The sequence below is a fragment of the Mesorhizobium sp. M1B.F.Ca.ET.045.04.1.1 genome, from assembly GCF_003952465.1.
Lineage (GTDB): Bacteria > Pseudomonadota > Alphaproteobacteria > Rhizobiales > Rhizobiaceae > Mesorhizobium > Mesorhizobium shonense.
On record NZ_CP034448.1, the window covers coordinates 617,105 to 642,396 of the forward strand.

Here is a 25,292-nt window from a genome sequence, read left to right on the forward strand (position 1 = left end):
CGAAACCCTAGCCCATCGCCACGTCAAGCCCAATGGCGCTCAGACGATGGTGTCGAAGAGCCGCAGGATGAAGGATATCTGATAGATCAGCGCGGCCGCGACGAAGGCGATGTGGAAGCGGCGGTCTCGGACCAATATTGCCGCGATGCAGAGCGCGACGAAGACCGGCGTGCGGAACAGATATTCGCTGCCGAAGCGGGCGAAATGCTCCGGCCCCTTGAGCAGCGTGTCGATCACGTCGAGCAGATAGGTCGCGCCAAGCAGGCCGAAGAACCAGGCGCGGCGCGAATAGAAATAGTCCTCGTAGCTGGTGTAATCGAGCATCGAATCCGGAAACAGCAGCGCGCAGAGCAGGAACAGCATGATGGCGTAGAAGATGATGAAAAGATACTTGCCGAAGGTCCAGTTTTCGATGGCGTAGAGACCGAACTCCCACCACCAGAAATGCACCAGCATCAGGAGCACCGAGCCGACCCAGGCGAGATGGACGGGATAGAGCTTGTATTGGCCGGGATGCTGGACGATGCGGGCCGTTCCCGACAACAGCCGGGTGACGCCAAGGCCGATCACCATGCCCATGACGATGCGGATATGCGGGAAGATATCGTGGGGAGAGGCGATTTCGGTGGGCATGGTTGTCCGCTATGCAGTTGCTCAACCGCATAGTGCAGGGTCCAAACTCCAGCCGCAACGGATTTTGCCTGCTCACCGGAAGGCCCGATTTGGCCCTAAAACAGAAAATACCTTTGCGCCATCGGCAGCACGGTCGCCGGCTCGCAGGTCAGCAGCTCGCCGTCGGCGCGGACCTCATAGGTTTCCGGGTCGACCTCGACATGCGGCGTGGCGTCGTTGAGCACCATGGAATGCTTGCCGATGCCGCCGCGCGTGTTCTCGACCGCGACCATGGCCTTTTCCACGCCAAGCCTGCCTTGCAGGCCGGTCTCGAAGGCGGCCTTCGAGACGAAGGTGACCGAGGAGTTGGTCAGCGCCTTGCCATAGGCGCCGAACATCGGCCGGTAGTGCATCGGCTGCGGCGTCGGGATCGAGGCGTTGGGATCGCCCATCGGGGCGGCGGCGATCGAGCCGCCAACCAGCACCATCTCCGGCTTGACGCCAAAGAAGGCCGGGTTCCACAGTACCAGATCGGCGCGCTTGCCGACCGTCACCGAGCCGATCTCCTTCGACAGGCCGTGCGCGATGGCCGGATTGATCGTGTATTTGGCGATGTAGCGGCGGACGCGGAAATTGTCGTTGTCGCCGGTTTCCTGCGGCAGCGCGCCGCGCTGGCGCTTCATCTTGTCGGCCGTCTGCCAACAGCGGATCGCCACCTCGCCGACGCGGCCCATGGCCTGGCTGTCGGAGGAGATGATCGAGAAGGCGCCGATGTCGTGGAGGATGTCCTCGGCCGCGATCGTCTCCTTGCGGATACGGCTTTCGGCAAAGGCGATGTCCTCGGGGATCGACGGCGACAGATGATGGCAGACCATCAGCATGTCGAGATGCTCGGACAGCGTGTTGACGGTGTATGGCCGCGTCGGGTTGGTCGATGACGGGATGACGTTGGGCAGGCCGCAGACCTTGATGATGTCGGGCGCGTGGCCGCCGCCGGCGCCCTCGGTGTGGAAGGCATGGATGGTGCGACCCTTGATGGCTGCCACCGTGTTCTCGACGAAGCCGGACTCGTTCAGCGTGTCGGTGTGGATCATCACCTGCACGTCGTAATCGTCGGCGACCGACAGGCAGCAGTCGATCGCGGCCGGCGTCGTGCCCCAGTCCTCATGCAGTTTCAGCGAGCAGGCGCCAGCAAGCACCATCTCCTCCAGCGCTGCCGGCCGCGAGGCGTTGCCCTTGCCGGACAAGCCGATATTCATCGGGAAGGCGTCGAAGGACTGGATCATGCGCGCCATGTGCCAGGGGCCGGGCGTGCAGGTGGTGGCCAAAGTGCCGTGGGCCGGACCGGTGCCGCCGCCGAGCATGGTGGTGATGCCGCTCATCAGCGCTTCCTCGATCTGCTGCGGGCAGATGAAGTGGATATGCGCGTCGAAGCCGCCGGCAGTCAGGATCTTGCCCTCGCCGGCGATGATCTCGGTTCCCGGCCCGATGATGATGGTGACGCCATCCTGCGTGTCGGGATTGCCGGCCTTGCCTATGGCCGCGATGCGGCCGTCCTTCAGGCCGATATCGGCCTTGACGATGCCAGTCAGCGCATCGACGACCAGCGCGTTGGTGATGACCGTGTCGACGGCGCCTTGCGCGCGAGAAACCTGGCTCTGGCCCATGCCGTCGCGGATGACCTTGCCGCCGCCGAACTTCACTTCCTCGCCATGGACGGTGAAATCCTTCTCGACCTCGATGAAGAGCTCGGTGTCGGCCAGCCGCACCTTGTCGCCGACGGTCGGACCATACATCTGCGCATAGGCGGCGCGTGAAATTCTAGCCATCAGCGATTGCTCCCGAAATGAAAGTTGATTGAAGGCCGGCCGCACATTGTCGCCATCCAATGGTCACGCAATGACCCGCTGGGCGACACCTTCCGATCCCATTTGGCGGTTGAGGTGGCCGAGTCAGCCCAAAACGACCGTTTGCCAAACCGATGGAAGGAATATCCATGCGCAAGACGATATTTTTCGCTGCCGCCGCCGCCTTGATGACGGTGGGCGCCGCAAGCGCCCAGCAGCAGCCCGCGCCGCAGCCAAGCCCGGCGCCGGCAGCCCCTGCTCCCGCCGCGCCCAAACCGCCGACCATCGAGAGCGTCAGCATCGTCGACATCACCGAACTGCCGAAGGACACGCAAACGCAGGTCAACCAGATCGTGGCGCAACGCGGCGACGCCGGCCTGCAGACCTTGCGCAAATCGATCGACGCGACGCCCAAGGTGAAGTCCGCGCTCGAAGCCAAGGGGATAAGCTCGGCGCAGGTGATCGCCGCCAGCCTGCAGCCCAATGGCGCGCTGACCCTGATCACCAAGAAGGCAAGCTGACCAAGAAGAGCCGCTCGGCAAGCGCCGGCGGGCCGGCACCGGGTCCGCTGGCGGCGAGCCGGAGGGAACCTCCGACCAGCAAGGGACGTTTCGCTTTTTTCGCCCCAGCAGAAACGCAGTCAGGAGCGAGCGATGGCGGCGAGCGTCAAAAGCGCGTTTCCAGCTATGGCAATAGCCATGCTTCTCGCGGCCGCGTTGCCGCGCGCGGCGCTTCCGGCGCAGCCGCTGGACAGCAGCAAGCCGGCTTCGACGATCGTCGATTCCGACGTCCGGCAGGAAGAGGCGCTGTCGAAGACGGAAGCCGGCAAAGTCATCACCGCGATCGACCGCACGCGCGAGAACATCGGCACCGTGCGCAAGACGACCAGGCTCGACACCGTCGATATCGTCTTCCTGACGGATGCCGCGCGCAGCGAGGGCGGACCGCCGCCGGCGATCGAGAACAAGGTGAAACAGCATCAGGACGACGTCGCGGAACTGCGGCAGGAGATCGAAGCGAACGCGCTGCTCTTCAACGCCATCGATTCGCGGCGCGTGCAAGCCGAGGACGTGCTCGCCGTCGAGTTCGACAATCCGGGGAAGGTCGTCATCTACGCGGCCGCCAAGCCTCCGAAGTGATTTGAGCGCCCCAGAGCTCACAGCTTGCCGGACCTCACAGCGTGCCCATCACCTTCTGCTGGAACCCATAGACCTCGCGCTTGCCGCCGAGCGGCACCAGCGTGACGTCGCGTTCCTGGCCCGGCTCGAAGCGCATGGCCGTGCCGGCGGCGATGTCGAGCCGCATGCCGCGGGCGCGCTCGCGGTCGAATTTCAGAGCCTCGTTGGTCTCGAAGAAATGATAATGGCTGCCGACCTGGATCGGACGGTCGCCGCTGTTGGCGACCTTGAGCGTGACGGTCGGCAGGCCCTCGTTCAGCTCGATCTCGCCCTTGGCCGTGATGATTTCGCCCGGCATCATCGCGGCCTCACAGCATGCCGAAGGCAAGGCCGACGCCGACCGCCGCGCAGGCGGCGCCTGCGGCGCGTATCATGCTCCGGAAGCGCAGCCCAAGCCCAAGCGCAACCGCGATGCCGACGGTATGAAGAAGGGCCGTGGCGACGGCGAAACCCGCCATATATTCGAGCCCGCCGGCATTCTCCGGCACTTCGGTGCCATGCGCATGGCCATGGAACAGGGCGAACAGGCCGATGATGGCGACGCCCGCCGAGACCGGCAGATCGACCGCCAGCGCGACCAGCAGGCCGAGCGCCACGACCGAAGCGAGGATACCCGGCTCGACGAAGGGCACCGGCACATGCAGCATGCCAAAAGCTGCGCCAGCCAGCATCACGCCGACGAAGGCGAGCGGCCATGCCCACACCGCCCTGCCGCCTTTCATCGCCGCCCACAGACCGACCGCGATCATCACCGTCATATGATCGAGGCCGGACAGCGGGTGCATGAAGCCGGCCGTGAAGGAAGAGGTCGTGCCGGCCCCGACATGGGCATAGGCCGGCATCGCGGCGGCCAGAAAAAGGATCGCGGCGAGTGTGTTGCGTTTCGTGGATGCGGAGATCATGGGTCTGCCTTCCAATCTAGCAATGGTTACGCGGCCTTGCGGGGGCCGCAGCCCTCGGCCTTGAGCACACGGTTGGTCGATGCCGGGTATTTCTCCAGCCTTGCCGCCGGCCGGATCGGCCGCGGCGCAAAATTGCCGCCGCAGTTCGGGCAGACGCCGTCGAGCACGTTTTCCGCGCAGTCGGCGCAGAAGGTGCATTCGAACGTGCATATCCGGGCATCCGCCGCCTCCGGCGGCAGATCCTTGTCGCAGCATTCGCAATTGGGCCTGAGTTCCAGCATCGGTCCTCTCTTCGCCTTATGGGCCTCACCTGATCGGTTCGTGCACGGTCACCAGCTTGGTGCCGTCGGGAAACGTCGCCTCGACCTGGACGTCGTGGATCATCTCGGCAATGCCGTCCATGACCTCAGCGCGGGTGACGACATGCGCTCCGGCCTCCATCAACTCGGCCACCGAGCGGCCGTCGCGGGCGCCTTCGACAACGAAGTCGGTGATTAAAGCGATCGCCTCGGGGTGATTGAGCTTGACGCCGCGCTCCAGCCGCTTGCGCGCCACCATCGCCGCCATGGCGATCAGCAGCTTGTCTTTTTCACGCGGCGTCAGATTCATGCGGCTTCCCAGTATCCATGATCGAAGTATTCGAAGGTCAGAGTGACCATAATTTGGGCAGACCAGCCTGCCCGTTGAGCAGTTCGACGAGCGGAACCAGCCGCTTGCGGAGCTGGTAGCCGTCGCCGGCGGTGAGCCTCGCAAGAAGCTTGCCAGATTGCCCGACGCTCCAGAAACTGACGCCGCCCCGGTGACTGACAGCGGGACCACCGATCATCGGGTCGCCGATGATCGCTCGTGCCGGCTCCAGCAGGGTTTCCGCACGCGGAGAGACGAGAAGCATGGTTGCAACTGCGCTTGAGCCGCCGGCCACAGCCGGGCGCCGGAGGCCGGCTGCGATATCCGGCCCGACGCGAAAATCCTCGGCATGGATAAGCCTGCCGTCCTGCCAAACCCGCCAGCGGTCGTGGAAATTGCCCCGGACCGTCCGTTCGCCCATCGCCAGCCGGCCGAACAGCGTAGCTTCCAGCAAAAGCGCCTCGGCGCTCCCGGCAATCGTCACATCGAGCGTCCTTGCAAAGGCGGCCTGGTCGAAAACGATGGTTTCCTGCGGCAGCCAGGCGATCCGGCCGCCCGCGCCGACATCCAGGCTGACTGTCGTCTCGGCGCGATCGGAGGCGGCGCGATAGATTTTCTCGCAGGCCTGGGTGGTGATCGAGGCCGAGGCGCCCTCGCCGACCTCGATCTCCCAGCCGAGCCGGTCGCCGCCGGTCAAACCGCCGGCAGTGTTGATCAGCACGGCCTCGAGCGGATCGCCATGCACTGCCGGCATGCGAATCTTGGCCGATCCGTCCTGATAGAGGCGCCGGAGGCGGGTCCGGCCACCGCTTTTGCCGCAGAAAAGCCTGCCTCGCCCGGCAACACGTTGGGCGGCAGGCGGGGGAACCAGGGTATCGTCGATCATGTCCACGGCGCCAACGTTAAGCACTCCGGTGGCTTTGTCGATATATAGCTTGTTGCTTGACATCGTTTCGGTTTCTATAGAGGGAGCCACCTTGGAGCGGTCACGCGATGCCTGGAGAGGTAAGGATGACGGCGTTTGCGAATCCGGGGACGAAGGGGCGCTGATCAGTTGGCGTCGGAAAACGACAGGGGAAGGAACCGAATGGCTGACCAGCTGACGACCGAAATCATCGAAAAGATCAAGGCCCATGCCGAGACTGGCGGTGAGGAAATCACCACCAGCACCGATCTCAACACGCTTGGCATCCACTCGCTGGAGCTGACTGAGATCATCTTCGATCTCGAGGAAAAGTACGGCATCGAGATCGAGATGAACACGGTCGACGCCTGGAGCAACCTCAAGAACGTCGGCGACATGGTCGAGGCGGTTCGCGAATTGATCGCGAAAAAAGCCTGATTGCATGCTGAAGCGCGTCGTCATCACCGGCATTGGCGGGATATGCGGGCTCGGCAACGATGTGCCGGCCATATGGAGCGCCATGCGCGAGGGCCGCTCGGGAATCGGGCCGATCGAGAATCCCTCCCTGCATGATCTGAAGGTCAAGGTCGGCTGCGAAATCAAGGCGTTGCCCGATCACGGCATCGACCGCAAGCAAGTCGTATCGATGGACCGTTACAGCCTGCTGGCGGTGATCGCGGCGCGGGAGGCGATGCAACAGTCCGGGCTGGTCGCCCATGCCGACAACACCTACCGCATGGGCGCTGTCGTCGGCGTCGGCGTCGCCGGCTTCGAAACGATCGAGGAAAATTACCGCGCGATCCTGATCGAGGGACGCAACCGCGCCGCCATCTTCACCGTGCCGAAGGTGATGCCGGGTGCGGCCGCCGGCCAGGTCAGCATGAATCTCGGCCTGCGCGGCCCGGTGTTTGGTGCTACCTCGGCCTGCGCGTCGGCCAATCACGCCATAGCCTCGGCGGCCGACCAGATCCGGCTCGGCCGCGCCGACGTCATGATCGCCGGCGGCGCCGAAGCGCCGCTGGTATGGGGCGTGCTCAAGGGCTGGGAAGCGTTGAGGGTGCTTTCGCCCGACACCTGCCGGCCGTTCTCGGCCGATCGCCAGGGCCTGTCGCTCGGCGAAGGCGCCGGCATGGCGGTGCTGGAAAGCTACGACCATGCCATGGCGCGCGGCGCCACCATCCTCGCCGAGATCGCCGGCGCCGGGCTTTCCGCCGACGCCTCCGACATCGTCGCTCCTACGGTCGAGGGGCCGGAAGCGGCGATGCGCTTCTGCCTGGTCGATGCCGGACTCAATCCCGAGGACGTCGACTATCTCAACGCGCACGGCACCGGCACCAAGGCCAACGACCAGATCGAGACGGCGGCGATCAAGCGCGTCTTCGGCGAGCATGCGCGCGCGCTCTCGGTCTCCTCGACCAAGTCGATGCACGCGCATTGCCTCGGCGCGTCGGGCGGGCTGGAGATGATCGCCTGCGTGATGGCGATCCGCGACGGCATCGTGCCGCCGACCGCCAATTACCGCGAGCCCGACCCGGAATGCGATCTCGACGTGACGCCGAACGTGGCGCGCGAGCGCAAGGTGCGCGCCGCGCTCAGCAACAGTTTCGCCTTCGGCGGCACCAATGCGGTGCTGGCCTTCAAAGCGATCTGACGCAGGCAATCTGACACGGACACCGCAATCCGCCGGAACGCGCTTCAGTCTTAGAGCGGGTTCAGCCTTTGATGGAACCGCCGCACCGCTCTAAGTTTTTTCACGCAATTCCGGGCGGAAAACCGCTATGCACTTTTCCTGGAACTGCTCAAGCGGATTGCTTTGGTTGACCGTCCGTGCACGGCAGGGCGGTTGCCGGCATATTGATCCTGAAGGGTCACGGTCCTAATTCTTGCGCACCCGCCACTGCGCCGTCCGGCGCCAATCCGCATCCGGAGCCCCCGATGACCGACCTGTCCGCCTTTCCGATCGCCAAGCGCTGGCCGGCCAAGCACCCCGACCGCCTGCAGCTCTATTCCTCTGCGACGCCCAACGGCGTGAAGATCTCGATCGCGCTGGAGGAGATCGGCCTGCCTTACGAGCCGCATTACGTCGATATCGGCAAGAACGAGAGCTGGACGCCGGAATTCCTGTCGCTCAACCCGAACGGCAAGATCCCGGCGATCATCGACCCGAACGGCCCGGGCGGCAAGCCGATCGGCCTGTTCGAGTCCGGCGCTGTCCTGCTTTACCTCAGCGACAAGACCGGCAAGCTCATTCCGTCCGATCCGATCCGGCGCTACGAAACGATCCAGTGGGTGTTCTTCCAGATGGCCGCGATCGGCCCGATCTTCGGGCAAGTCGGCTTCTTCAACAAATTCGCCGGGCGCGAGATTGCCGACAAGCGGCCGCTGGAGCGCTATCGCGACGAATCGCGGCGGCTGATCGGCGTCCTCGAAACGCGGCTGAAAGGCCGGCAATGGATCATGGATGACGACTACACCATCGCCGATGTCTCGATGCTCGGCTGGGTGCGCAACCTGATCGGCTTCTACGAAGCGCGCGACCTCGTCGGCTTCGACGATTTCCCTGATGTCGCGGCATGGCTGGAGCGCGGCCTTGCACGGCCGGCCGTGCAGCGGGGCCTCACCATCCCGGCCAGGAGCTAAAGCGCGTCGCGCTGAATTCAGGCGACGCGCTTCAAGCCTTTGTTTTGATGCATGTCGTTGTCCCAGAACCGCTGCACAATTCTGGGCGACATGCATTTCGCTCTATTTGGCCTTGGTTTTAGCGCCGCCCCGGCCGAAAACAGACGCGGCAAGCCGAGCGGTGGCGACCACCGCGCCGGCCGCAACGCTTGCAACGGTGCGAACCGGGCCGGACTTCGCCGCCGCCGGCTTATGCGGCTTCACGGGTTTTGCACCGACCTTGTGCGACGCGCCCGGCACCACTTGCTTGGGCGTCGCCTTGCCGAATGTCGGCTTGCCGTCCTTGGAGCGCTCAGCCATTGCCGGAGCGGTGCCGGCTCTGGATCGACTTGCCCTGCTTCTGGCAGGCGCGGGTTTTCTGGTCTTGGTTGCCATCAGACGGTTCCCTTACGCCGGACAAATGGGGAGTACAGCCATAACGACCTGTAAATCTTAAGGTTCCCGCCCAAAAGTATCGAAAATTGAGCAGGTTAACCAAGCACCAGGGTCATTAACCAATGACCAGATCGGCCTCCCGGCGGCGCGCCAGCACGCGCTCGATGTTCGGCATATCGTTGGAGGCGATCCAGGCGCGGGCGTCCTCGTCGGACTTGCCATGCCCGCGCCAGCGTTCCATCAGTCGGCGCTCGAGCTCGCCCCGCGGCACGTCGACGAAGATGGTGAAGTCGAACAAAGGCGCCAGCCGCGACCACGGTTCCTCGTCGAGGAGGAGATAGTTGCCCTCGACAAGGATGAACTTGGTGTCGGCGCCGATCACTTCGGCCGCCGCGCGCGACAGTTCCATGTTGCGGTCGAAGACCGGAATGGCAATGTCCGGTTCGCCGGAGCGGATGCGCTTCAACAGCGTCTCGAAGCCGGCGAAGTCGAAGGTTTCCGGCGCCCCTTTTCGCGCGCGCAGGCCGCGCCGGTTGAGGATGATGTCGTCAAAATGGAAGCCGTCCATCGGCACGATTTCCGACGTGCCTTCCGGCAGCAATTCATGCAGCCTGCCCGATATGGTCGACTTGCCGGCTCCCGGCGGGCCGGCGATGGCAACGACGAAACGCTTGGCTTTGCCAGCGCGCTTGAAGATGGCGGCAGTGATATGGGCCAAGTCAGACATCGGCGCCTCTTTGCTAGCGACTCCGGCCGCATCTTGGCGGCTGTCGGCGGAAATTTCAAACGTGGTTCCTTGATGCCGAAGTTTCGACTGATTGTTTGGCAGTCACCCGGCCTTGAGATTAGCCGAAACGCCTATCCCTTCGTCATCCACGGGCGGAGCAAGGAGCGTAGCGACGCAGCGCTGACCCGAGGATCCATTCCGTGACGTCCGAGCGCTGCCGCGGTTCGGAATTCTGCGCCGTTGCGCTCTTCGGCGAATGTCACGGCATGGATTCCAGGGTCTCCGCGACGGAGCTTCGCTCCTGCTTCGCCCTGGAATGACGAACTTGCGGGCCTAGTCTAGTCCAGAACCGAGCGGCCGATGCGCAGGAAGTCTCCGTCGAACGGCACCTCCCGCGCCGTGCCGGTGCCAAGGACGCGCAACCGGTCGGGCGCTGATTCGAGGTTCGTTGGCGGCCCGGCATCGGCCAACGGAACCGCGCCAATGACATGGCGGAAGGAGACGCTGCGCCCTTCGGCGAGGGCGAAGGCCGTCGCCACGCCTTCGTGCTTCAGCCAGTTGTCGCCGAGCGAGGCGGCGTGGCCGACCGCGGCGCGGCCGTCCTCGATGCCGAGCACGCCGATGTGGCGGCCGCTCCAGGGCGCGTAGTCGCGCCCGCCATTGCTGAACCACAGCATGGTGACCGGCAGTTCGGCCGGATTCTTCAGCACCAGCACCAGATCCTGCTCGGCGCGCCGCGCAAGCGCCGTCCAGCCCGGCCCGTCATGATCGGCCTCGACCAGCGTGATGAAATCCTCGCCCCTAGCTTCCATGCGGTAGTCGGTGAGATCGGCGGTGCCGCCGGCCGCGATCGGGTAATGGGTCAGATCGGTGGCGCGTGCGGGATAGGCCAAGCGAAACCGGCCGCGCGCCGGATCTGGCTCCAGCGGGGTCGCTGGCGTCACCGCCAGGCGCTTCGGCGAGAAGGCGAGCCTGCCGCCCTCGCGCATTGCCGTCATCGGATGATGGGCGACGGAAACGGCGCCGGAGCCACCGGAGAAGACGTGCTCCTGGTAGAGGAACGGATGGCCGTCGCGGAGCGTGAAGATCTTGTCGACGGCAGCGCCCATCACCTTGCGACGCAGCCGGAAGACGGCCCGCCAGCCGCCGGCGATGGCACCGTTCTCGATGACGTCCCATTCACTGTTGGCCGTCCAGCCATGCAGGGGCGCTGCCTCGACGTCGCTGGTGGAGAACGGCGCGCAAAGGAAATCACCGGACAGGCGCACCGTGCCTTCAGGGAGATTTTCCGGCAACGTCTCGCGTGGCGAACCGACCCAGGGCGCGCGATGCAGCGGCTTCAAGCGGCGGCCGTCGGCCTCGATTTCCATGGCGGCGATGTGGCCGACCGCGAGATCGAGCGAGACCGAGATGCCTTTTGCGTTGAGCGTGACCGTGTCCATGGCTTCACCCCGAATCTTTTAGAGCGCCAGAAAAGCTGGCGAAGGCATCCTGCGCAAGCGGGGCGACAGGCAATTTGCATCAGACAATTGCAGAGCCGCCAATTGTCGATCCCCGGCGCCGCCCCTCATTGCCCTGCCGGGCATTTCTCCCCGTATAGTGACGGGGAGAAAGGGGCTGGCCGCGATGCCGGCGCCTTTCTTGCAGCGTTGGCGGTTGGCGAAACCGGCGGCGACAGCGCCCCTCTCCCCGTCGCTATACGGGGAGAGGATGCCGGCAGGCAGGTGAGGGGCAGCGCCAACGTTGGAGGTGATGCTGCGGCCCTGGCGCGCCACACGCCTCCGCCACCCTACTGCCGCTTATACTCCCGCACCGGCGACTTCGTGCCATCCGTGTAGGTCACCTGCACCGCCATCGATTTCACGTCGTCCTTCACCTTGAAGTAGGGCTGGTAGTCGGCGGGGATGGCGTACGGGTCCTTGGCGTCGCAAGGCGGCATCTTGATCTCTTTGTCGAGCGCGGTGCCGTTCAGGCTGTAACGGACTTGCCTGATGGCGCAGCGGAAGGAGAGCATCTGCGTGAAATAGACCAGGCCGTGGTTGCCGCCGGCGTCGAAGGCGATCCACGACGTCCAGAACTGGTCGAGGATCTGCTTGTTGCCCTGCTGGAGCGCTGAATCCGGATCGAAGCGGATGGCGAACGGGCCGGTCTCGCGGCCCCTGATGTCGAGATATTTGATCGCGATGTTGGTTGCCGCAGTGCTGTCCGGCAGCTCGAAGCTCGGATTGGGCATCGGCTTGCCGGTGCGCTGGTCGTTGGTCGCGAGCAGGCCGGTGTCGGTGAACGGGCCAGAGTCGCCGAGCCGCCAGGAAATGGCGGTGGCCGGCTCGGGCAGGGAAATCGTCATCGACCAGCCGCCGTTGGAGCGCGTCGGGGTCAGCGTCGGCACGAAGCGCGAGGGGTCGAGCACGTCGCCAAGTGCCGCCAGCCGGGTTCGGCTGCGGTCGAGCCAGTCGGCCAATTGGGTCTGGTCGACGAAATATTTGAGCAGGCCGCCGTCCTTTTCGTAGGAAACGAATTTGGTCAGCGCCTCAGCTTCGCTGCGTTTGTCGGCCAGCGTCTGGCTGCCGAGACGATCTTCGGAAAACTCCTGCGCCTCGAGGAAGTAAGCCGGCGCATAATCCGGATTGGCCGCTATGAAGGCGTTCAACTTATCCAGCCGCTGGACGTCATCCAACTGCAGGAGATGGACGAGTTTGATCGACGGCGCCTTGGCCTTTTCGGCGAGCGTGCCGAAGACTTCGCGCGCGCCGGCCTTGCCGTCCTGGACTCTCAGCAGCGTGGCGAAGCGCGTGTAGGGATCGATGGCGTCGACATCGAATCCGGCAAAGGCGAGATAGGCGCGGCGGGCATTGAGCATGTCGCCGGCCAGCTCGTAGACACGGGCGTTGTGATAAAACTCGTCTGGACGCTTGGGATCGGCGATCGCCCCGCCCTGCGCGGCGAGTTGGGCAAAGCCCTTGGCTATCGTGTCGATGGAGGCGGCGATCTGTTCGGTCGTCGCCTGCAGCTTCTGCGCCTCAGCCTGCTGCTGCTTCTGGCCGGCGGCCAAAGTGTCGGTCGTCTGCTTGACCGTCTCGACCGTCTTCTGCGTCTCGGCGCCCTGAGCGGTCTGCTGCTGCTGGGCGGAGGCGATCTGGTCGGTCTTTTGCGCCACGGTGTCGGTCGACTTCTTGACTTCCTCGACGGTTTTCTGCGTCTCGGTGACGGTCTTTTCGATCTTCGCCACCTTCTCGGAGACGATGCCCAGCGACTGCTGCAGTTGCGCGACCGCCGGCACCAGCGCGGCGATGACGCCGTTCTGCGAGTTGGTCTCCTGCTGGACGCCGTAGACGCCGCCGGCGATCGCGGCGGCGCTTGTCGCGAAGATCAGCGCCGGCATGGCCTTCGCCGCAAGCACCAGGCGCAGCACCATGGCGACCGCGATGATCGCGGCTGCGACCGCCGCGACCAGCGCGATATAGGCGGCAAAAGGCCCGAGCGGGTTCAGCACATCCGACACAGCGCCGCTGAGGAAAGCGACGCTGCCCGCCCATTTGCCGGTGCGGCTGAGCGATGCCCGCATGAGCGAGGTCGTGCCCGTAGCGATTTCCGACATGCCATTCCCCCCGAAATCCAAGCCGTCTGCATCATAGCGGCAAGGGGGTCGGGATGGCAAAGCGGGGGAATTGCCAATCGCACAGCGTCAGCGCTGCCCCTCATCGCCCTGCCGGGCACTTCTCCCCGTATAGTGACGGGGAGAAGGGGGGCCGGCCGCAACGCCAGCTCCCTATTGCAACGTTTGAGATTGGCGAAATCATCGATGACAGCGCCCTCTCCCCGTCACTATACGGGGAGAGGATGCCGGCAGGCAGGTGGGGGGCAGCGCCTGCCTCGGAAGGAAGAGGGGCCTGTACAAGCCTCCGAAACCTGGGCAAAGGCCTTGTTACGCCCATTAACCAAATGGACGCGGCAGGTGCGTTACGTTAGCTTCGCCGCATCTCAGCAACCGTTTTTAGAACACTCTTGTCCCGTCTCCTTACGCTCCTCCAGAAACTGATCGCCGTGTTTTCGCTGGTGCTTGTCACCGGCTGCACCACCGCAGCGCCCCCCGAAAGCGTGCTCGCTGTCCCGGCCGCGCCGCAGAAATATGCGGCGATCGTGGTCGACGCCTCGACCGGCAAGACCTTGTTCGAGGTGAACTCGACGGCGCAGCGCTATCCGGCTTCGCTCACCAAGATGATGACGCTCTACATGCTGTTCGAGGCGCTGGAGAGCGGCCGTGTGACCAAGGAGACGCAGATCCCGGTCTCCGACCACGCCGGCTCGCAGCCGCCGACGAAGCTGCGTTTCAGGCGCGGCGAGACGATCGACGTCGATTCCGCCATCCGCGCCATGGTGGTGAAGTCGGCGAACGACGTGGCGGTGGCGGTGGGCGAATATCTCGGCGGCGGCAGCGAGGACCAGTTCGCCGCCATGATGACCGCCAAGGCGCATCAGCTCGGCATGGCGAGCACCAGTTTCCGCAACGCCTGCGGCCTGCCCGACGGCGGCCAGGTGACTTCAGCGCGCGACATGGCGGTGCTGGGCATCGCGCTCGAGCATCGCTTCCCGCAGCATTTCCACTATTTCTCCGAAAGCGACTTCATGTTCCGCGGCCGGCTGGTGCGCGGCCACAACGACATGCTCGGCCGGGTGCGCGGCGTCGACGGCATCAAGACCGGCTATATCCGCGCCTCCGGCTACAACATCGTCACCTCCTACAATGCCGACGGCAGGCATCTGATCGTGGTGGTGATGGGCGCCCAAAGCGCGCGCCAGCGCAACGACCATGTCGAGGCGCTGATCCAGCGCAGTCTGGGGCCAATGACGGCGGATGCACAGCCAAGGCTGATGTATGCCGGGCAGCAGCCGGCCGCTTCGGCGCTTCCGGGTCTGGCGGCGCCGGGAGTGGCGGCGCAAGGTTCGTCGCTGCCGGCCGCGCCTGCGTCGCCGCTGCCGGGCCAGCCGGCGTCCGATTTGCCGTCGGCCGATTTGGCGTCGCCTACTTCGCCGCTGCTGCCGGTGCAATAGAGCGGCGCCCTTGTCAGCTCGTCATCCTAGGGCGGAGCAAGGAGCGAAGCGACGCGCGCAGACCCTAGGATCCATTCCGTGACCTATGAGCGATGCCACGGTGCAGACCTCACACCGAATGCCAGTGCAGACCTTTCTGTTCCGCTGCATCCTTCGGCCAACGTAACGGAATGGATTCCAGGGTCTGCGCGACGCTTCGCGTCGCTCCGCCCTGGAATGACTAACCAACAGGAGGCGTCGCCCCAGCAATCGTTTATCTAACCACCAGCACCGGGATCTGGGTCAGCGACACCACCTCAGCCGTCTGGCTGCCGAGCACCAGCCGGCCGAACCCTCTGCGGCCATGCGAGGCCATGACGATCAAGTCGCAGGCTTGTGCGCGGGCGGTGTCGAGGATCGCCTCGGCGGGCGCCTTGTTCTCGATGTGCATGGTCTTCGCGCTTATACCGAGCTTATCGGCCTCGGCCTTGCACTTCTCCAGCACCTCGCGGGCATATTTGCGCGCGCTTTCCTGGTAATTGGTGAGCTCGTCGGCGGCGACGTAGCCGGCCATGGCGCCGCCCCAGGCAAGCGTCGGGAACGGCTCGGAGACGGTGACGAAGGCGACCGTGGCGCCGAGGCCCTTGGCCAGTTCCAGGCCGTGGGCGACGCCCTTTTGGGCGAGCTCCGAACCGTCGGTGGCGATCAGGATATGCTTGTACATGGTGGCGATCCCTGTTTTTTCGGAGCTATGCGCGCCCTGGTGGCGGGAGCCTGCGGTCAGGCCATAGGCTTGATGTAGTTTGCCGGGCGTGCTGACCACAGGGGGTGGATGATGCCAGCAGGCGGGGAATATCGCGCCAGTGAGGCAGGGATCAAGGCTTTCGAGGATGGCGCCGCCCCTCACCTGCCTGCCGGCATCCTCTCCCCGTATAGTAACGGGGAGAGGGGCGCTCTCACCTGCGGCTTCGCCAATCGCAGACGTTGCAGGAAGGGCGCCAACGTGGCGGCCAGCCTTCTTCTCCCCGTCACTATACGGGGAGAAGGTGCCGGCAGGCGGATGAGGGGCAGCGCCGAGCCTGGAGATTGGCTGTTGCCCTCCAATACCCTTTCCAGATTTGCTGAAGGGTAGCAGGCATCGGCAAGAAAGCTCCAGCCTGAGCTGGAATGCCCTCCACACGGCGCCCAATCACAAGAACTTTACAGAGATGCGGCATTCACTCCTCACCATGGATATGCCGCGCCGGCTTGGCGTATCGTATCGGAAAGCCGAAAAGAGGAGCACCGAACATGGCCGGCGACCCCAAGGCGCAGAAGCAAGCCGACGACGAGAACGAGAGCGGCGGCGAATATTTCGAGGCGGCCACCGTGGCGGAGGACCAGCACGAAGCGGCGGACGAGATCCTCGAAGCGCCGGAAGTGCCGGATTCGGAACCGCACGTGCCCGGCAGGGTCAAGCCCAAGAAAAAACCATCGGCGATCAGCGGCAGAAAGTTCCGCAAGCGCGACCTGGTGCGCATCGACGATCTGAGGCCCAGCCTTGCCGACCGCATCCGCGCCGACCATCCGGACCTGCCGCGCGGCGCTCGCGTCAGCCGCGCCGAGCTCGCCCGCTACCGCATGCGCTACATGGAGGAATTGCTGCAGCAGGAGCACGGCGAATTCTCCGAGCTCGACCGCCAGGTGGTGGAATCGATCGCCAGACAAGACACGATCTCGGAAAACTCGGAAGAGGAGTTCGAGGAGCACCGCTCCTTCGCCGACCGCGTCTCCGACAATATGGCCGAGTTCGGCGGCAGCTGGTGGTTCCTGATCTCGTTCGCGGCCGTGCTTCTGATCTGGATCGGCATCAACCTCGCCGAGGGCGCGGTGGGGGCGTTCGACCCCTACCCGTTCATCCTGCTCAACCTGATGCTCTCCTGCATCGCCGCCATCCAGGCGCCGGTGATCATGATGAGCCAGAAGCGGCAGGAAGCCAAAGACCGGCTGCGCTCCTTCAACGACTACCGGGTGAACCTGAAGGCGGAACTCGAAGTGCGGCACCTGCACGAAAAGCTCGACTACCTCATCTCGCGCCAATGGCAGCGCCTGGCCGAAATGCAGCAGATGCAGCTCGACGCGATGCACGAGCTGACCGCGAAGAAGCAGAAGCGGGCGGCAAGAGGGGTGAGGCGCAGGGTGGCGAAGAGCGAGGCGGAGGGGTGAGGAGCAGGAGCTTCGGTTCCTCGCCCCCCAAAGTGGGGGAGAGGTGGCTCGAGCCGAGACGGAGAGGGGGAGCGCCGCACAATCGCCAATTGCCCGTTGAAGCCGGGGGCGGCTTCCGCTAAGAAGCCGTGGCTGGCCGGCTCACCGGCTGGTTCGTTTTCCGGTTTCCCGGGAAGCACCCGTAGCTCAGCTGGATAGAGCGCTGCCCTCCGAAGGCAGAGGTCACAGGTTCGAATCCTGTCGGGTGCGCCAGTTTCGATCTTTTCCACGCAGTGCATCGCCAGCGCATAAGTCGGGGCTTGGAAACATCCTGACCAGTGTGCCACAACACGGTGCCGACTCGGGACCGATTGGTGGGGGGAAATCTGTTGGCGACCAAGGAGGCTACTGCAAGAATCAAGATCAACCGGCTTCTTGATGAAGCGGGGTGGCGATTCTTCGATAATGAGAGCGGTCGAGCAAACATCGTCCTTGAGCCGAACGTCAAACTCAAGACGTCCGATATTGACGCTTTGGGAGAGGACTTTGAAAAAGCAAAGAACGGCTTTATCGATTTCCTTCTGCTCGATCGAGACGGCAAACCGTTAATCGTTCTGGAAGCCAAATCGGAAGAGAAGAACCCCCTTACCGCTAAAGAGCAGGCTCGCAAATATGCTCGTTCGCAGAACGCTCGCTTCGTGATCCTGAGCAACGGTAACATTCACTATCTTTGGGATTTGCAGCAAGGAAATCCCTCAGTCATTTCCAAATTCCCTGGACCTGACGAGATCAAGAACCACTATTCGTTTGAGCCGGATGCGGGCAGGCTTGCCGCCGAGGCAGTCGGTTTGGATTTCATTGTGCTCACGCAGATGCCAGGTTACGCCAACGAGGCCGCCTGGAAGAGTGAAGCCGAACGACCCGCCTTTGTCGAAAAAAACAAGCTGCGGTTCTTGAGGGCCTACCAGAAGCGCGCGGTGGAGCGTGTTCAGGAGCAAGTCGGCAAGGGCGCCACGCGGTTTGTATTTGAGATGGCGACCGGGACCGGCAAGACGCTCACGTCCGCAGCCGTTATCAAGCTGTTCCTGAAAACGCGAAACGCCAAGCGCGTCCTTTTCCTTGTTGACCGGCTAGAACTCGAGGTCCAGGCCGACAAGGCGTTCAAGGAACTCCTGAGGAATGACTTCACCTCGGTGATTTACAAAGAGCAGCGCGACGACTGGCGCAAGGCAGACATTGTCGTCACGACGGTCCAGTCCCTTTTGTTTAACGACAAATACCGCCGTTTCTTCGCTCCGACTGATTTCGATCTCGTCATCTCGGACGAAGCGCACCGCTCGATCGGCGGCAATGCTCGCGCGGTCTTCGAATATTTCGTTGGATACAAGCTCGGCCTTACAGCTACGCCGAAGGACTATCTGAAGCAGTCGAAAAATCGGACTTCGCCTCGCGATCCTCGCGAAGCCGAACGGCGCATGATGCTCGACACGTATAGGACATTCGGCTGCGAGTCCGGCGAACCTACGTTCCGCTACTCTCTTGTGGACGGCGTACGCGACGGCTTCCTCATCAATCCCTATGTAGTCGATGCCCGCACTGGGGTAACGACGCAGCTACTTTCCGACGAGGGCTTCATCGTCGACACGATCGATGAGAATGGCGACGAGACCCAAGAGGCCTTTGCCGGTCGTGACTTCGAAAAGCGATTTTTTGCTGAGGCAACCAATCAGGCGTTCTGTCAGACATTGCTGAAGCACGGCCTTCGCGATCCGGTGTCGGGCGAATTCGGGAAGACGATCGCTTTCGCGGTCAGCCAGAACCATGCAGCGAAGATCACTCAGATCTTGAACGAACTAGCCGATCAGCTTTGGCCCGGTCGCTACAAGTCCGATTTCGCGATGCAGGTCACGAGCCATGTCGCCGATGCCCAAAGGATGACGGTTAATTTTGCCAACAACAATCTCGGCGGTCACAGCAAATTCATGCCGGATTATAGAACGAGCCGGACGCGTGTCTGTGTGACTGTAGGTATGATGACGACCGGTTATGACTGCCCAGATCTCCTCAATCTGGCGCTCATGCGGCCGATCTTTTCACCATCCGATTTCGTCCAGATGAAGGGCCGAGGCACACGCCAGCATGATTATGCCGACGAGATGTTTGATCCCGCCCGGAAGGCGGCGATTGGGACGATCAAGAAGACCGTATTCCGCCTGTTCGATTTCTTCGCCAACTGCGAATACTTCGAGGAAAAATTTCAGTACGATGAGGAACTCGCCTTGCCGACGCCAGCGGCAATGCCCTTGCCGACAGGCGGAGAGCTTCGTGGCACAACTGGGACGGCGAACACGTATGAGTTCTTGGAGCCCGATCAGGTCGTCTACCACGTCGAACAGCAGATTGGCCCAGAGGGTATGCGCGTTGACCGCGAGCTGTTCCAGAAATTCGAGCAGATTGCCCGGTCCGATACAAAGCTTAAACAACTGGTCGAACAGCGGAATTGGGACGCTGCAAGCCGCCGCGTCATCGAAGAGATCTTCGACAAGCCGGACGAATATTTCAACCTCGAACGACTGCGCAATGCGGCTGGAGTGGACCGTCGCATCACGATACGCGAGTTGATCGAGAAAGCCTTCGGTTACATCCCGAAGTTCAAGAGCAAGGCCGAACTCATCAACGACGAGTTCCAGAAATTTCTGCTGGATCAGAAGCCGGAGGAAGCCGACCGCATCGCCCAGATGCGCTACTTCTTTGAAGCGTATATCCGCGATGCCAAGGTTCGCGCTCTCATCGATGCGGGCCATTTAGGCGACCTTAACGTGAACCCTACCTTCACCACACGGGACCTCAAAGAGGTGCCGGCTGCATGGCGAAAGCGCATCCCCGAATACATCAAGGACTATGTGTCCTTGAATCCCTTCCTTTGACGAAAGATTGAAATGCTCGATAGCGAAACGAAACGCCGCATCGACACGTGCCGCGACATTCTCGTCGGCAAGGTGCCGGACCCGAAAAGCCAGGTCGAACAGATCACGGTCGCACTCATCTACAAGTTCATGGACGACATGGACCTTGAGTCGGAGGAACTGGGCGGCGAACGACGTTTCTTTACTGGCGACTTCGAACGCTATCGATGGTCGAAGCTTGTCGCACCCGGCGTGTCCGGTCAGGACATGCTTAACACCTATTCCGAGGCGCTGACCAAGATGGTCGAGAATGAACGCCTACCGGCGCTCTTCCGCTCCATCTTCCGCAATGCCTATTTGCCTTACCGCGATCCCGAGACTCTCCGGAGTTTTTTGCGGGAGATCGATCATTTCAGCTATGATCACAGCGAGAAACTGGGCGACGCCTTCGAGTATCTTCTATCCGTGTTAGGTAGCCAAGGCGACGCCGGCCAGTTCCGCACACCGCGCCACATCATCGACTTCACGGTCGAGATCATCGATCCGAAGAAGAACGAAGTCATCCTTGATCCCGCATGCGGCACGGCCGGCTTCCTGATTTCGGCTTACAAGCACATCTTGAAAGCGAACTCGACTCATGTCGTGAACGGTAACGGCAAGGGCGACGAAACCGACGCGGCGGAACAGGCGCTTGAAAGTCCGATGCGTTTTCCTGGCGATTTGCTGACGGCAGAAGATCGCGAGCGGCTGGCGCGCAATATCAAGGGCTATGACATATCGCCTGACATGGTGCGTCTCAGCCTCGTGAACCTCTATCTGCACGGCTTCGCAGATCCGAAGGTTGAAGAATACGATACCCTCACCAGCGAAGATAAATGGACCGAAATGGCCGATGTCATCTTCGCCAATCCCCCTTTTATGTCGCCGAAGGGCGGCATCAAGCCGCACATGCGGTTTCAGGTCCAGTCAAAGCGCAGTGAAGTTCTGTTCGTCGACTATATCGCGGAACATCTAACGTCGCAGGGCCGCGCAGCGATCGTGGTACCTGAAGGGATCATCTTCCAGAGCCAGAGCGCCTATGTGGCGCAGCGCAAAATGCTGGTCGACAACTTTCTCGCTGCCGTCATTTCGTTGCCCGCCGGTGTGTTCAATCCTTATTCGGGAGTGAAGACTTCGATCCTGATACTCGATCGGACGGTCGCGAGGATGAGCCAGCACATCGCCTTTTTCAAGGTCGGGAATGACGGCTTCGCTCTTGGCGCTCAGCGCAAGGCAATCAAAGGGACGCAACTGCCGCAGGTGAAACAACAGCTTTCGGCATGGTTGGCCGCTGCAAGGACCGGCGTTGGCGAGGTGCTGGACTCTTCGCTTGGCTTTGCCGTGACCCGGAATGATGTTCTTGCGGACGGCTCCATCACCCTAAGCGCGGAACGCTATGTCCAGCGGGATGAGAGTCGATCAACGCATCCGATGATTTCGTTGGGAGACGAAACCGTCTTTCGTGTCGAAAGCGGCGGAACGCCAAAATCCGACGTTCATGAGTACTGGAATGGGGGGGTCGCTTGGGTGACCTTGGTGGATCTCCCGCAAGACGACTTCATTACTGAAATCACCTCGACAGCTCGAACGATCACCGAGCGCGGACTGAAAGAATCGTCGGCTAAACTTCTGCCCCCCAACTCTGTTTTGATTTCGTCGCGAGCGACCATCGGGCGAATTGCGATCAACCGAGTACCGCTGGCAACCAATCAGGGTTTCAAGAACATCGTTATAGCCGACGAAACACGAGCAATCCCAGAATACGTGGCCCTCGCCGTAACGCGCCTTGTACCTACAATGCAAAGCTGGGCTACCGGTGGCACGTTCGCGGAAGTATCAAAGGCCAAGTTCTGTGAGCTCGAAATCCCGCTACCCCCGTTGGAACTACAGAAGGAGATTGTAGCGGAGGTCGATAGTTATCAGCGCGTCATAGACGGCGCTCGTGCTGTCGTCGACAACTACCGTCCTCACATCCCTATTGATCCTGACTGGCCCATTGTTTCTTTGGGAGAAATAGCGGAATTCAAGAACGGCCTTAATTTCACGCGCAGTGACGTAGGCAAACCAATGCGGATTGTGGGCGTGGGTGATTTTCAGGCCAATTGGTTGGTGCCAATTGACAGCCTGTCTTCAGTGGCGTTGGAGACGCCTATCGGGGAGGATTATCTGCTGCAACCCGGTGACATCCTTTTCGTTCGCTCAAACGGCAACGTGGACCTAGTAGGGCGTTCGATGATGGTCCCGGAGGGGATTGGTCGAGCTTCTTTCTCGGGGTTTACGATCCGGGCACGTTTCGACCAGAGTCGTGTTCAACCGCGTTATCTTGCTCACATTTTCAAGACGCCTGTTTTTGCGAAGCGGATGAAGTCCGTCGGTCAAGGCGCCAACATTCGCAACCTCTCGCAAGGAATACTATCGGAACTCTCGGTTCCGCTACCAAACCTTGACACGCAACTAGCTGTCGCCGCCGAGATCGAAGCTGAACAAACCATCGTTGACGCCAATCGTGACCTGATAGCACGCTTCAAGAGAAAGATAGAAGCTACCGTCGCCAACGTCTGGGGTGAAGCCGTTCAAGGCGCGGAGGCTGCCTAATGGACGAGGCATTAGAACTCGGTGAATACCTTCCGCAATCCTTTGCGAACGCGAATGAGCAGACTTACCTCGAGTTCCTCTGGTCGGCCTTCAGAACCAACTACGAGGCCGCACGCTATGAGTTCGCGAGTCTTGCATTTCATCTACTCTATATGAGCTTCGTCAGCTTCTCGATCTGGCAAATCAAGCTCGCCCGCCCAGAGCAGTTCGCCATGGCAATGATCGGCTTCCGCTCCGAGGACGAAAGCAATCTGCTGGACAGTGATAGTCCTTTCAGGTTTTACGACAAGCTGAAGGAGTCCCAGATTTTCCGCTTCCTAAAGCTGACAGGGTGCAACAACCAGCAGGTGGGTGAATTCGCTAAATTTGTCAGGCGGCGGAACAAGATTGCTCACCCGACCGGCACGGTGTTCTTCAACGATCAAGCGGCGATTGATCAGGAAATCACCGAGATGATGAAAGAGGTGCGGAACATCGAAAAGCAGATGGAACCTGTGATCCACGAACTCTACCTGCGCTTTCTGCGAGAGAGCGCGGATCCCGAGGCGCGCGAATATACGGTGGTCGAAGACCAAATCACGGCGAACTTCGTGCACAAGAATTACATGTCGGTTGCCGACATTGCATTCTGTCAGACCTTCGATACCGATGCGCTCAGCAACGAGCCTTTCCATGACGCCGTGAAGGAGCTGCACGACGCGATCACCACCCTCTATCCTCCCGCCGAAGAAGCCGTGGAAGCGGCGGCGTGACTTCGTCTATGGCCTGTTTTCCCAGCGTCTCCCTAATCGCCGCCGCCAGCCTCTCCACCCCGTCCCGCGTCTGCGCCGCATCGCAGGCCGCATAGCCCAGCACCAGCCCCTGGGTCGGCGCCGTGTTCTGGAAATATTTCGACAGCGGCGAGACGTTGATCGCCCTCTTCGCCGCGGCCTGGCTGACCTTGATGTCGTCGATGCCTTCCCTCAGATAGCCCACCACCTGGATGCCGGCTTCAGTGGGGGAGAGCGTGATCTCGTCGCGCAGGCGCTCGGTCACGATCTCGCGGAACAGCTGGCGGCGCTGGGCGTAGATGCGGCGCATGCGCTTCAGGTGCCGGCTCATGTGGCCTTCGGTGATGAAATCGGCGAGCGCGGCCTGTAAGAGCAGCGGCGCGAACTGGCCGGTGGTGGAGAGCGCGTTGACGATGCGGCCGGCGAGCTCGACGGGAAGCACCATGAAGCCGATGCGCAGCGCCGGGAACAAGAGCTTGGCGAAGGTGCCGACATAGATGACGCGGCCGGAGCGGTCCATGCTCTGGATCGCCGGCACGGGGCGCCCCTGAAAACGGTATTCGCCGTCGAAATCGTCCTCGATCACCCAGGCATTCGCGGACTCGGCGATGTCGAGCAGGCGCAGCCGCTCCTCCATGCGCATGGTGATGCCGAGCGGATGCTGGCAGGCCGGCGTGACATAGATGAGGCGGGGCGAAGGCGCCGGCGCGTCGAGGCGCCAGCCGCGCTCCTGGTCGACCGGGATGGGCAGGATTCTTGCGCCGGCCACGGTGAAGGCGGCCTTGGCGCCGTAATAGCCGGGCTCCTCCATCCACACCGTGTCGCCGGGGTCGAGCAGCAGGCGGGCGAGAAGATCGAAGGCGGCCTGCGCGCCGGTGGTGACGACGATCTGCTCCGGCCGGCAGCGCACGCCGCGCGCGGAGAACAGATAGCCGGCGATCGCCTCCTTCAGCGCCGGATGGCCGGTGACGTCATAGGTGCCGAACAGCGTCTCGCCGCCGTGGCTGGCGCGGCGCGCGACCAGACGGCCCCAGACGCCGAATGGGAAGCTCGACGCATCCGGCATGCCGGGGTGGAAGGCGACGTGCCCCGGTCGGCCGTGGTGGCAGGGCTGGCTGAGCAGCTCCTCGCCGCGCCGCGAGGGCGAACGCAGCGGCACGGGCGGTTCCTCGGCCGGCGTCTCGCGCGGGCCGTCCGGCAGGTCGACGATCACCGGGCGCGCGCCCCGGCGGTTGGCGAGATAGCCTTCGGTGACGAGCTGGTCGTAGGCCGAGACGATGGTGTTGCGGCCAAGGCCGAGCTCGGCGGCCAAAGCCCGCGTCGAAGGCAGCTCCGAGCCCGGGGCCAGCGCGCGGCTGCGGATGATGGCGACGAGGCCATGATAGAGCTGGCGGGAGAGGTGCTCGGGGCCGGCGCGGTTCACCGCCAGCATGTCGAGGGGGAAGGCCTGGGGTTTGGGGTGGAGGCGCATTTTTCACCTCGCGCCATGGCACGACGATCGCGTGTTGGGCGCGCCGGCTTTGCAGGTCGAGTTCCTTCGCCCCCCTCTCTGTCCTGCCGGACATCTCCCCCTCAAGGGGGGAGATTGGCAGCTTCGGGGCCTCGCTGCTCCCTGCAATGGTGGCGATTGGCGAAAGCCGACGCGACGTCCAATCTCCCCCCTTGAGGGGGAGATGTCCGGCAGGACAGAGGGGGGCGCCTCGCGCCGACGATTAATGATTTCCAGATTTTCCATCCTCCCCCATCCTGCCACAGACGCCGGCCGACACAACTGGTTCCTTCATTTTCCGGAAAACTGGACCTCGCGATGGAGACAGAGCGGCGTAGACTTCTCTCACTGACGTTGGGGTAAGACGTCGAGGCAAGGCAACTGGGAGGGCGTCTTGCCAAGCAAGAGCGGCGGGGCAATGCAATCG

General features: G+C 62.7%; 23 protein-coding genes and 1 tRNA gene. 11 read left to right on the forward strand and 13 right to left on the reverse strand.

The annotated features are described in order from the left end of the window. Nucleotides 1–39: 39 nt before the first annotated feature. Nucleotides 40–633, reverse strand: a complete 594-nt coding sequence (locus EJ071_RS02860) for a hypothetical protein (RefSeq protein ID WP_126096736.1) — start codon at nt 631–633, stop codon at nt 40–42. 95 nt (nt 634–728) lie between these two features. After that, nucleotides 729–2,444, reverse strand: a complete 1,716-nt coding sequence (gene ureC, locus EJ071_RS02865) for an urease subunit alpha (protein ID WP_189521521.1) — start codon at nt 2,442–2,444, stop codon at nt 729–731. A gap of 164 nt (nt 2,445–2,608) precedes the next feature. On the opposite strand from ureC, the gene EJ071_RS02870 reads away from it, so the two are divergent. Together EJ071_RS02870 and EJ071_RS02875 are read left to right on the forward strand one after the other, a co-directional pair. Next, nucleotides 2,609–2,980, forward strand: coding sequence for a hypothetical protein (locus EJ071_RS02870; protein WP_126096738.1), 372 nt, complete (start codon nt 2,609–2,611; stop codon nt 2,978–2,980). A 132-nt stretch (nt 2,981–3,112) separates the two neighbouring features. Next, nucleotides 3,113–3,598 carry a hypothetical protein gene (locus tag EJ071_RS02875; protein ID WP_126096739.1) on the forward strand — a complete coding sequence of 162 codons (486 nt, stop codon included), beginning with the start codon at nt 3,113–3,115 and terminating at the stop codon, nt 3,596–3,598. Between the two features lie 34 nt (nt 3,599–3,632). Here EJ071_RS02875 and EJ071_RS02880 read toward each other — a convergent pair whose 3' ends face one another. The 5 genes from EJ071_RS02880 to EJ071_RS02900 are packed head-to-tail and all read right to left on the reverse strand — an operon-like array spanning nt 3,633 to nt 6,052. After that, complete coding sequence (locus EJ071_RS02880) at nt 3,633–3,938, reverse strand: urease subunit beta (protein ID WP_126096740.1); 306 nt, start codon at nt 3,936–3,938, stop codon at nt 3,633–3,635. 7 nt (nt 3,939–3,945) lie between these two features. After that, the gene (locus tag EJ071_RS02885) at nt 3,946–4,539 is read right to left on the reverse strand and encodes a HupE/UreJ family protein (RefSeq protein WP_126096741.1); all 594 of its coding nucleotides are present in this window, start codon (nt 4,537–4,539) and stop codon (nt 3,946–3,948) included. A gap of 26 nt (nt 4,540–4,565) precedes the next feature. After that, a complete protein-coding gene (locus EJ071_RS02890; RefSeq protein ID WP_126096742.1) occupies nt 4,566–4,820 on the reverse strand; it encodes a DUF1272 domain-containing protein in 255 nt (84 codons plus the stop codon). 25 nt (nt 4,821–4,845) lie between these two features. Continuing rightward, nucleotides 4,846–5,148: an urease subunit gamma gene (locus EJ071_RS02895; RefSeq protein WP_126096743.1), complete on the reverse strand. Its 303-nt coding sequence runs from the start codon at nt 5,146–5,148 to the stop codon at nt 4,846–4,848. A gap of 37 nt (nt 5,149–5,185) precedes the next feature. Next, a complete protein-coding gene (locus EJ071_RS02900; RefSeq protein WP_126102456.1) occupies nt 5,186–6,052 on the reverse strand; it encodes an urease accessory protein UreD in 867 nt (288 codons plus the stop codon). A 201-nt stretch (nt 6,053–6,253) separates the two neighbouring features. On the opposite strand from EJ071_RS02900, the gene EJ071_RS02905 reads away from it, so the two are divergent. From EJ071_RS02905 to EJ071_RS02915, 3 genes are all read left to right on the forward strand, one after another. After that, nucleotides 6,254–6,508, forward strand: coding sequence for an acyl carrier protein (locus EJ071_RS02905; RefSeq protein WP_059188710.1), 255 nt, complete (start codon nt 6,254–6,256; stop codon nt 6,506–6,508). A gap of 4 nt (nt 6,509–6,512) precedes the next feature. After that, nucleotides 6,513–7,721, forward strand: a complete 1,209-nt coding sequence (locus tag EJ071_RS02910) for a beta-ketoacyl-[acyl-carrier-protein] synthase family protein (RefSeq protein WP_126096744.1) — start codon at nt 6,513–6,515, stop codon at nt 7,719–7,721. A 284-nt stretch (nt 7,722–8,005) separates the two neighbouring features. Beyond that, entirely contained in the window at nt 8,006–8,710 is a 705-nt protein-coding gene (locus tag EJ071_RS02915) for a glutathione binding-like protein (protein WP_126096745.1), read from the forward strand. A 102-nt stretch (nt 8,711–8,812) separates the two neighbouring features. Here the strand turns inward: EJ071_RS02915 and EJ071_RS02920 are convergent, their stop codons facing one another. The 4 genes from EJ071_RS02920 to EJ071_RS02940 form a co-directional block, all read right to left on the reverse strand. Then, entirely contained in the window at nt 8,813–9,049 is a 237-nt protein-coding gene (locus EJ071_RS02920) for a hypothetical protein (protein WP_245460158.1), read from the reverse strand. Between the two features lie 190 nt (nt 9,050–9,239). Further along, nucleotides 9,240–9,851 (reverse strand): nucleoside triphosphate hydrolase, encoded by a 612-nt coding sequence (locus tag EJ071_RS02925; RefSeq protein ID WP_126096747.1) that lies wholly within the window; start codon nt 9,849–9,851, stop codon nt 9,240–9,242. Nucleotides 9,852–10,189: 338 nt separating this feature from the next. Next, nucleotides 10,190–11,293, reverse strand: a complete 1,104-nt coding sequence (locus EJ071_RS02930) for a hypothetical protein (protein ID WP_126096748.1) — start codon at nt 11,291–11,293, stop codon at nt 10,190–10,192. Between the two features lie 347 nt (nt 11,294–11,640). After that, entirely contained in the window at nt 11,641–13,449 is a 1,809-nt protein-coding gene (locus EJ071_RS02940) for a methyl-accepting chemotaxis protein (RefSeq protein WP_126096749.1), read from the reverse strand. A gap of 407 nt (nt 13,450–13,856) precedes the next feature. Between EJ071_RS02940 and EJ071_RS02950 the strand changes: the two genes are divergently transcribed. Further along, complete coding sequence (locus EJ071_RS02950) at nt 13,857–14,903, forward strand: D-alanyl-D-alanine carboxypeptidase family protein (protein ID WP_126096750.1); 1,047 nt, start codon at nt 13,857–13,859, stop codon at nt 14,901–14,903. A gap of 253 nt (nt 14,904–15,156) precedes the next feature. Here EJ071_RS02950 and EJ071_RS02955 read toward each other — a convergent pair whose 3' ends face one another. Then, on the reverse strand, nt 15,157–15,606 hold the full coding sequence (locus EJ071_RS02955; RefSeq protein ID WP_126096751.1) for a universal stress protein: 450 nt from the start codon (nt 15,604–15,606) through the stop codon (nt 15,157–15,159). A 566-nt stretch (nt 15,607–16,172) separates the two neighbouring features. Between EJ071_RS02955 and EJ071_RS02965 the strand changes: the two genes are divergently transcribed. The 5 genes from EJ071_RS02965 (at nt 16,173) to EJ071_RS02985 (ending at nt 23,358) form a co-directional block, all read left to right on the forward strand. Next, the gene (locus EJ071_RS02965) at nt 16,173–17,087 is read left to right on the forward strand and encodes a DUF1003 domain-containing protein (RefSeq protein ID WP_126096752.1); all 915 of its coding nucleotides are present in this window, start codon (nt 16,173–16,175) and stop codon (nt 17,085–17,087) included. 175 nt (nt 17,088–17,262) lie between these two features. Further along, nucleotides 17,263–17,339 (forward strand) — tRNA-Arg (locus tag EJ071_RS02970). Nucleotides 17,340–17,455: 116 nt separating this feature from the next. Then, the gene (locus EJ071_RS02975) at nt 17,456–19,993 is read left to right on the forward strand and encodes a DEAD/DEAH box helicase family protein (protein ID WP_189521402.1); all 2,538 of its coding nucleotides are present in this window, start codon (nt 17,456–17,458) and stop codon (nt 19,991–19,993) included. A gap of 12 nt (nt 19,994–20,005) precedes the next feature. After that, the gene (locus EJ071_RS02980) at nt 20,006–22,606 is read left to right on the forward strand and encodes an N-6 DNA methylase (protein ID WP_126096753.1); all 2,601 of its coding nucleotides are present in this window, start codon (nt 20,006–20,008) and stop codon (nt 22,604–22,606) included. After that, a complete protein-coding gene (locus EJ071_RS02985; RefSeq protein WP_126096754.1) occupies nt 22,606–23,358 on the forward strand; it encodes a hypothetical protein in 753 nt (250 codons plus the stop codon). Before EJ071_RS02980 ends, EJ071_RS02985 begins: the two co-directional genes overlap by 1 nt. On the opposite strand, the gene EJ071_RS02990 is transcribed toward EJ071_RS02985, so the two are convergent. After that, nucleotides 23,309–24,847 carry a PLP-dependent aminotransferase family protein gene (locus tag EJ071_RS02990; RefSeq protein WP_126096755.1) on the reverse strand — a complete coding sequence of 513 codons (1,539 nt, stop codon included), beginning with the start codon at nt 24,845–24,847 and terminating at the stop codon, nt 23,309–23,311. The two genes, EJ071_RS02985 and EJ071_RS02990, sit on opposite strands and share 50 nt — an antisense overlap. Nucleotides 24,848–25,292 lie beyond the last annotated feature (445 nt).

What these genes read in the sequence shown, in the direction of transcription:
- EJ071_RS02880 (WP_126096740.1), bottom strand. Translation starts at nt 3,938, where the DNA reads ATGATGCCGGGCGAAATCATCACGGCCAAGGGCGAGATCGAGCTGAAC.
- EJ071_RS02860 (WP_126096736.1), bottom strand. Translation starts at nt 633, where the DNA reads ATGCCCACCGAAATCGCCTCTCCCCACGATATCTTCCCGCATATCCGC.
- EJ071_RS02875 (WP_126096739.1), top strand. Translation starts at nt 3,113, where the DNA reads ATGGCGGCGAGCGTCAAAAGCGCGTTTCCAGCTATGGCAATAGCCATG.
- EJ071_RS02925 (WP_126096747.1), bottom strand. Translation starts at nt 9,851, where the DNA reads ATGTCTGACTTGGCCCATATCACTGCCGCCATCTTCAAGCGCGCTGGC.
- EJ071_RS02915 (WP_126096745.1), top strand. Translation starts at nt 8,006, where the DNA reads ATGACCGACCTGTCCGCCTTTCCGATCGCCAAGCGCTGGCCGGCCAAG.
- EJ071_RS02905 (WP_059188710.1), top strand. Translation starts at nt 6,254, where the DNA reads ATGGCTGACCAGCTGACGACCGAAATCATCGAAAAGATCAAGGCCCAT.
- EJ071_RS02930 (WP_126096748.1), bottom strand. Translation starts at nt 11,293, where the DNA reads ATGGACACGGTCACGCTCAACGCAAAAGGCATCTCGGTCTCGCTCGAT.
- EJ071_RS02980 (WP_126096753.1), top strand. Translation starts at nt 20,006, where the DNA reads ATGCTCGATAGCGAAACGAAACGCCGCATCGACACGTGCCGCGACATT.
- EJ071_RS02895 (WP_126096743.1), bottom strand. Translation starts at nt 5,148, where the DNA reads ATGAATCTGACGCCGCGTGAAAAAGACAAGCTGCTGATCGCCATGGCG.
- EJ071_RS02890 (WP_126096742.1), bottom strand. Translation starts at nt 4,820, where the DNA reads ATGCTGGAACTCAGGCCCAATTGCGAATGCTGCGACAAGGATCTGCCG.
- EJ071_RS02985 (WP_126096754.1), top strand. Translation starts at nt 22,606, where the DNA reads ATGGACGAGGCATTAGAACTCGGTGAATACCTTCCGCAATCCTTTGCG.
- EJ071_RS02910 (WP_126096744.1), top strand. Translation starts at nt 6,513, where the DNA reads ATGCTGAAGCGCGTCGTCATCACCGGCATTGGCGGGATATGCGGGCTC.
- EJ071_RS02940 (WP_126096749.1), bottom strand. Translation starts at nt 13,449, where the DNA reads ATGTCGGAAATCGCTACGGGCACGACCTCGCTCATGCGGGCATCGCTC.
- EJ071_RS02870 (WP_126096738.1), top strand. Translation starts at nt 2,609, where the DNA reads ATGCGCAAGACGATATTTTTCGCTGCCGCCGCCGCCTTGATGACGGTG.
- EJ071_RS02920 (WP_245460158.1), bottom strand. Translation starts at nt 9,049, where the DNA reads ATGGCTGAGCGCTCCAAGGACGGCAAGCCGACATTCGGCAAGGCGACG.
- EJ071_RS02990 (WP_126096755.1), bottom strand. Translation starts at nt 24,847, where the DNA reads ATGCGCCTCCACCCCAAACCCCAGGCCTTCCCCCTCGACATGCTGGCG.
- EJ071_RS02955 (WP_126096751.1), bottom strand. Translation starts at nt 15,606, where the DNA reads ATGTACAAGCATATCCTGATCGCCACCGACGGTTCGGAGCTCGCCCAA.
- EJ071_RS02900 (WP_126102456.1), bottom strand. Translation starts at nt 6,052, where the DNA reads ATGATCGACGATACCCTGGTTCCCCCGCCTGCCGCCCAACGTGTTGCC.
- EJ071_RS02965 (WP_126096752.1), top strand. Translation starts at nt 16,173, where the DNA reads ATGGCCGGCGACCCCAAGGCGCAGAAGCAAGCCGACGACGAGAACGAG.
- EJ071_RS02885 (WP_126096741.1), bottom strand. Translation starts at nt 4,539, where the DNA reads ATGATCTCCGCATCCACGAAACGCAACACACTCGCCGCGATCCTTTTT.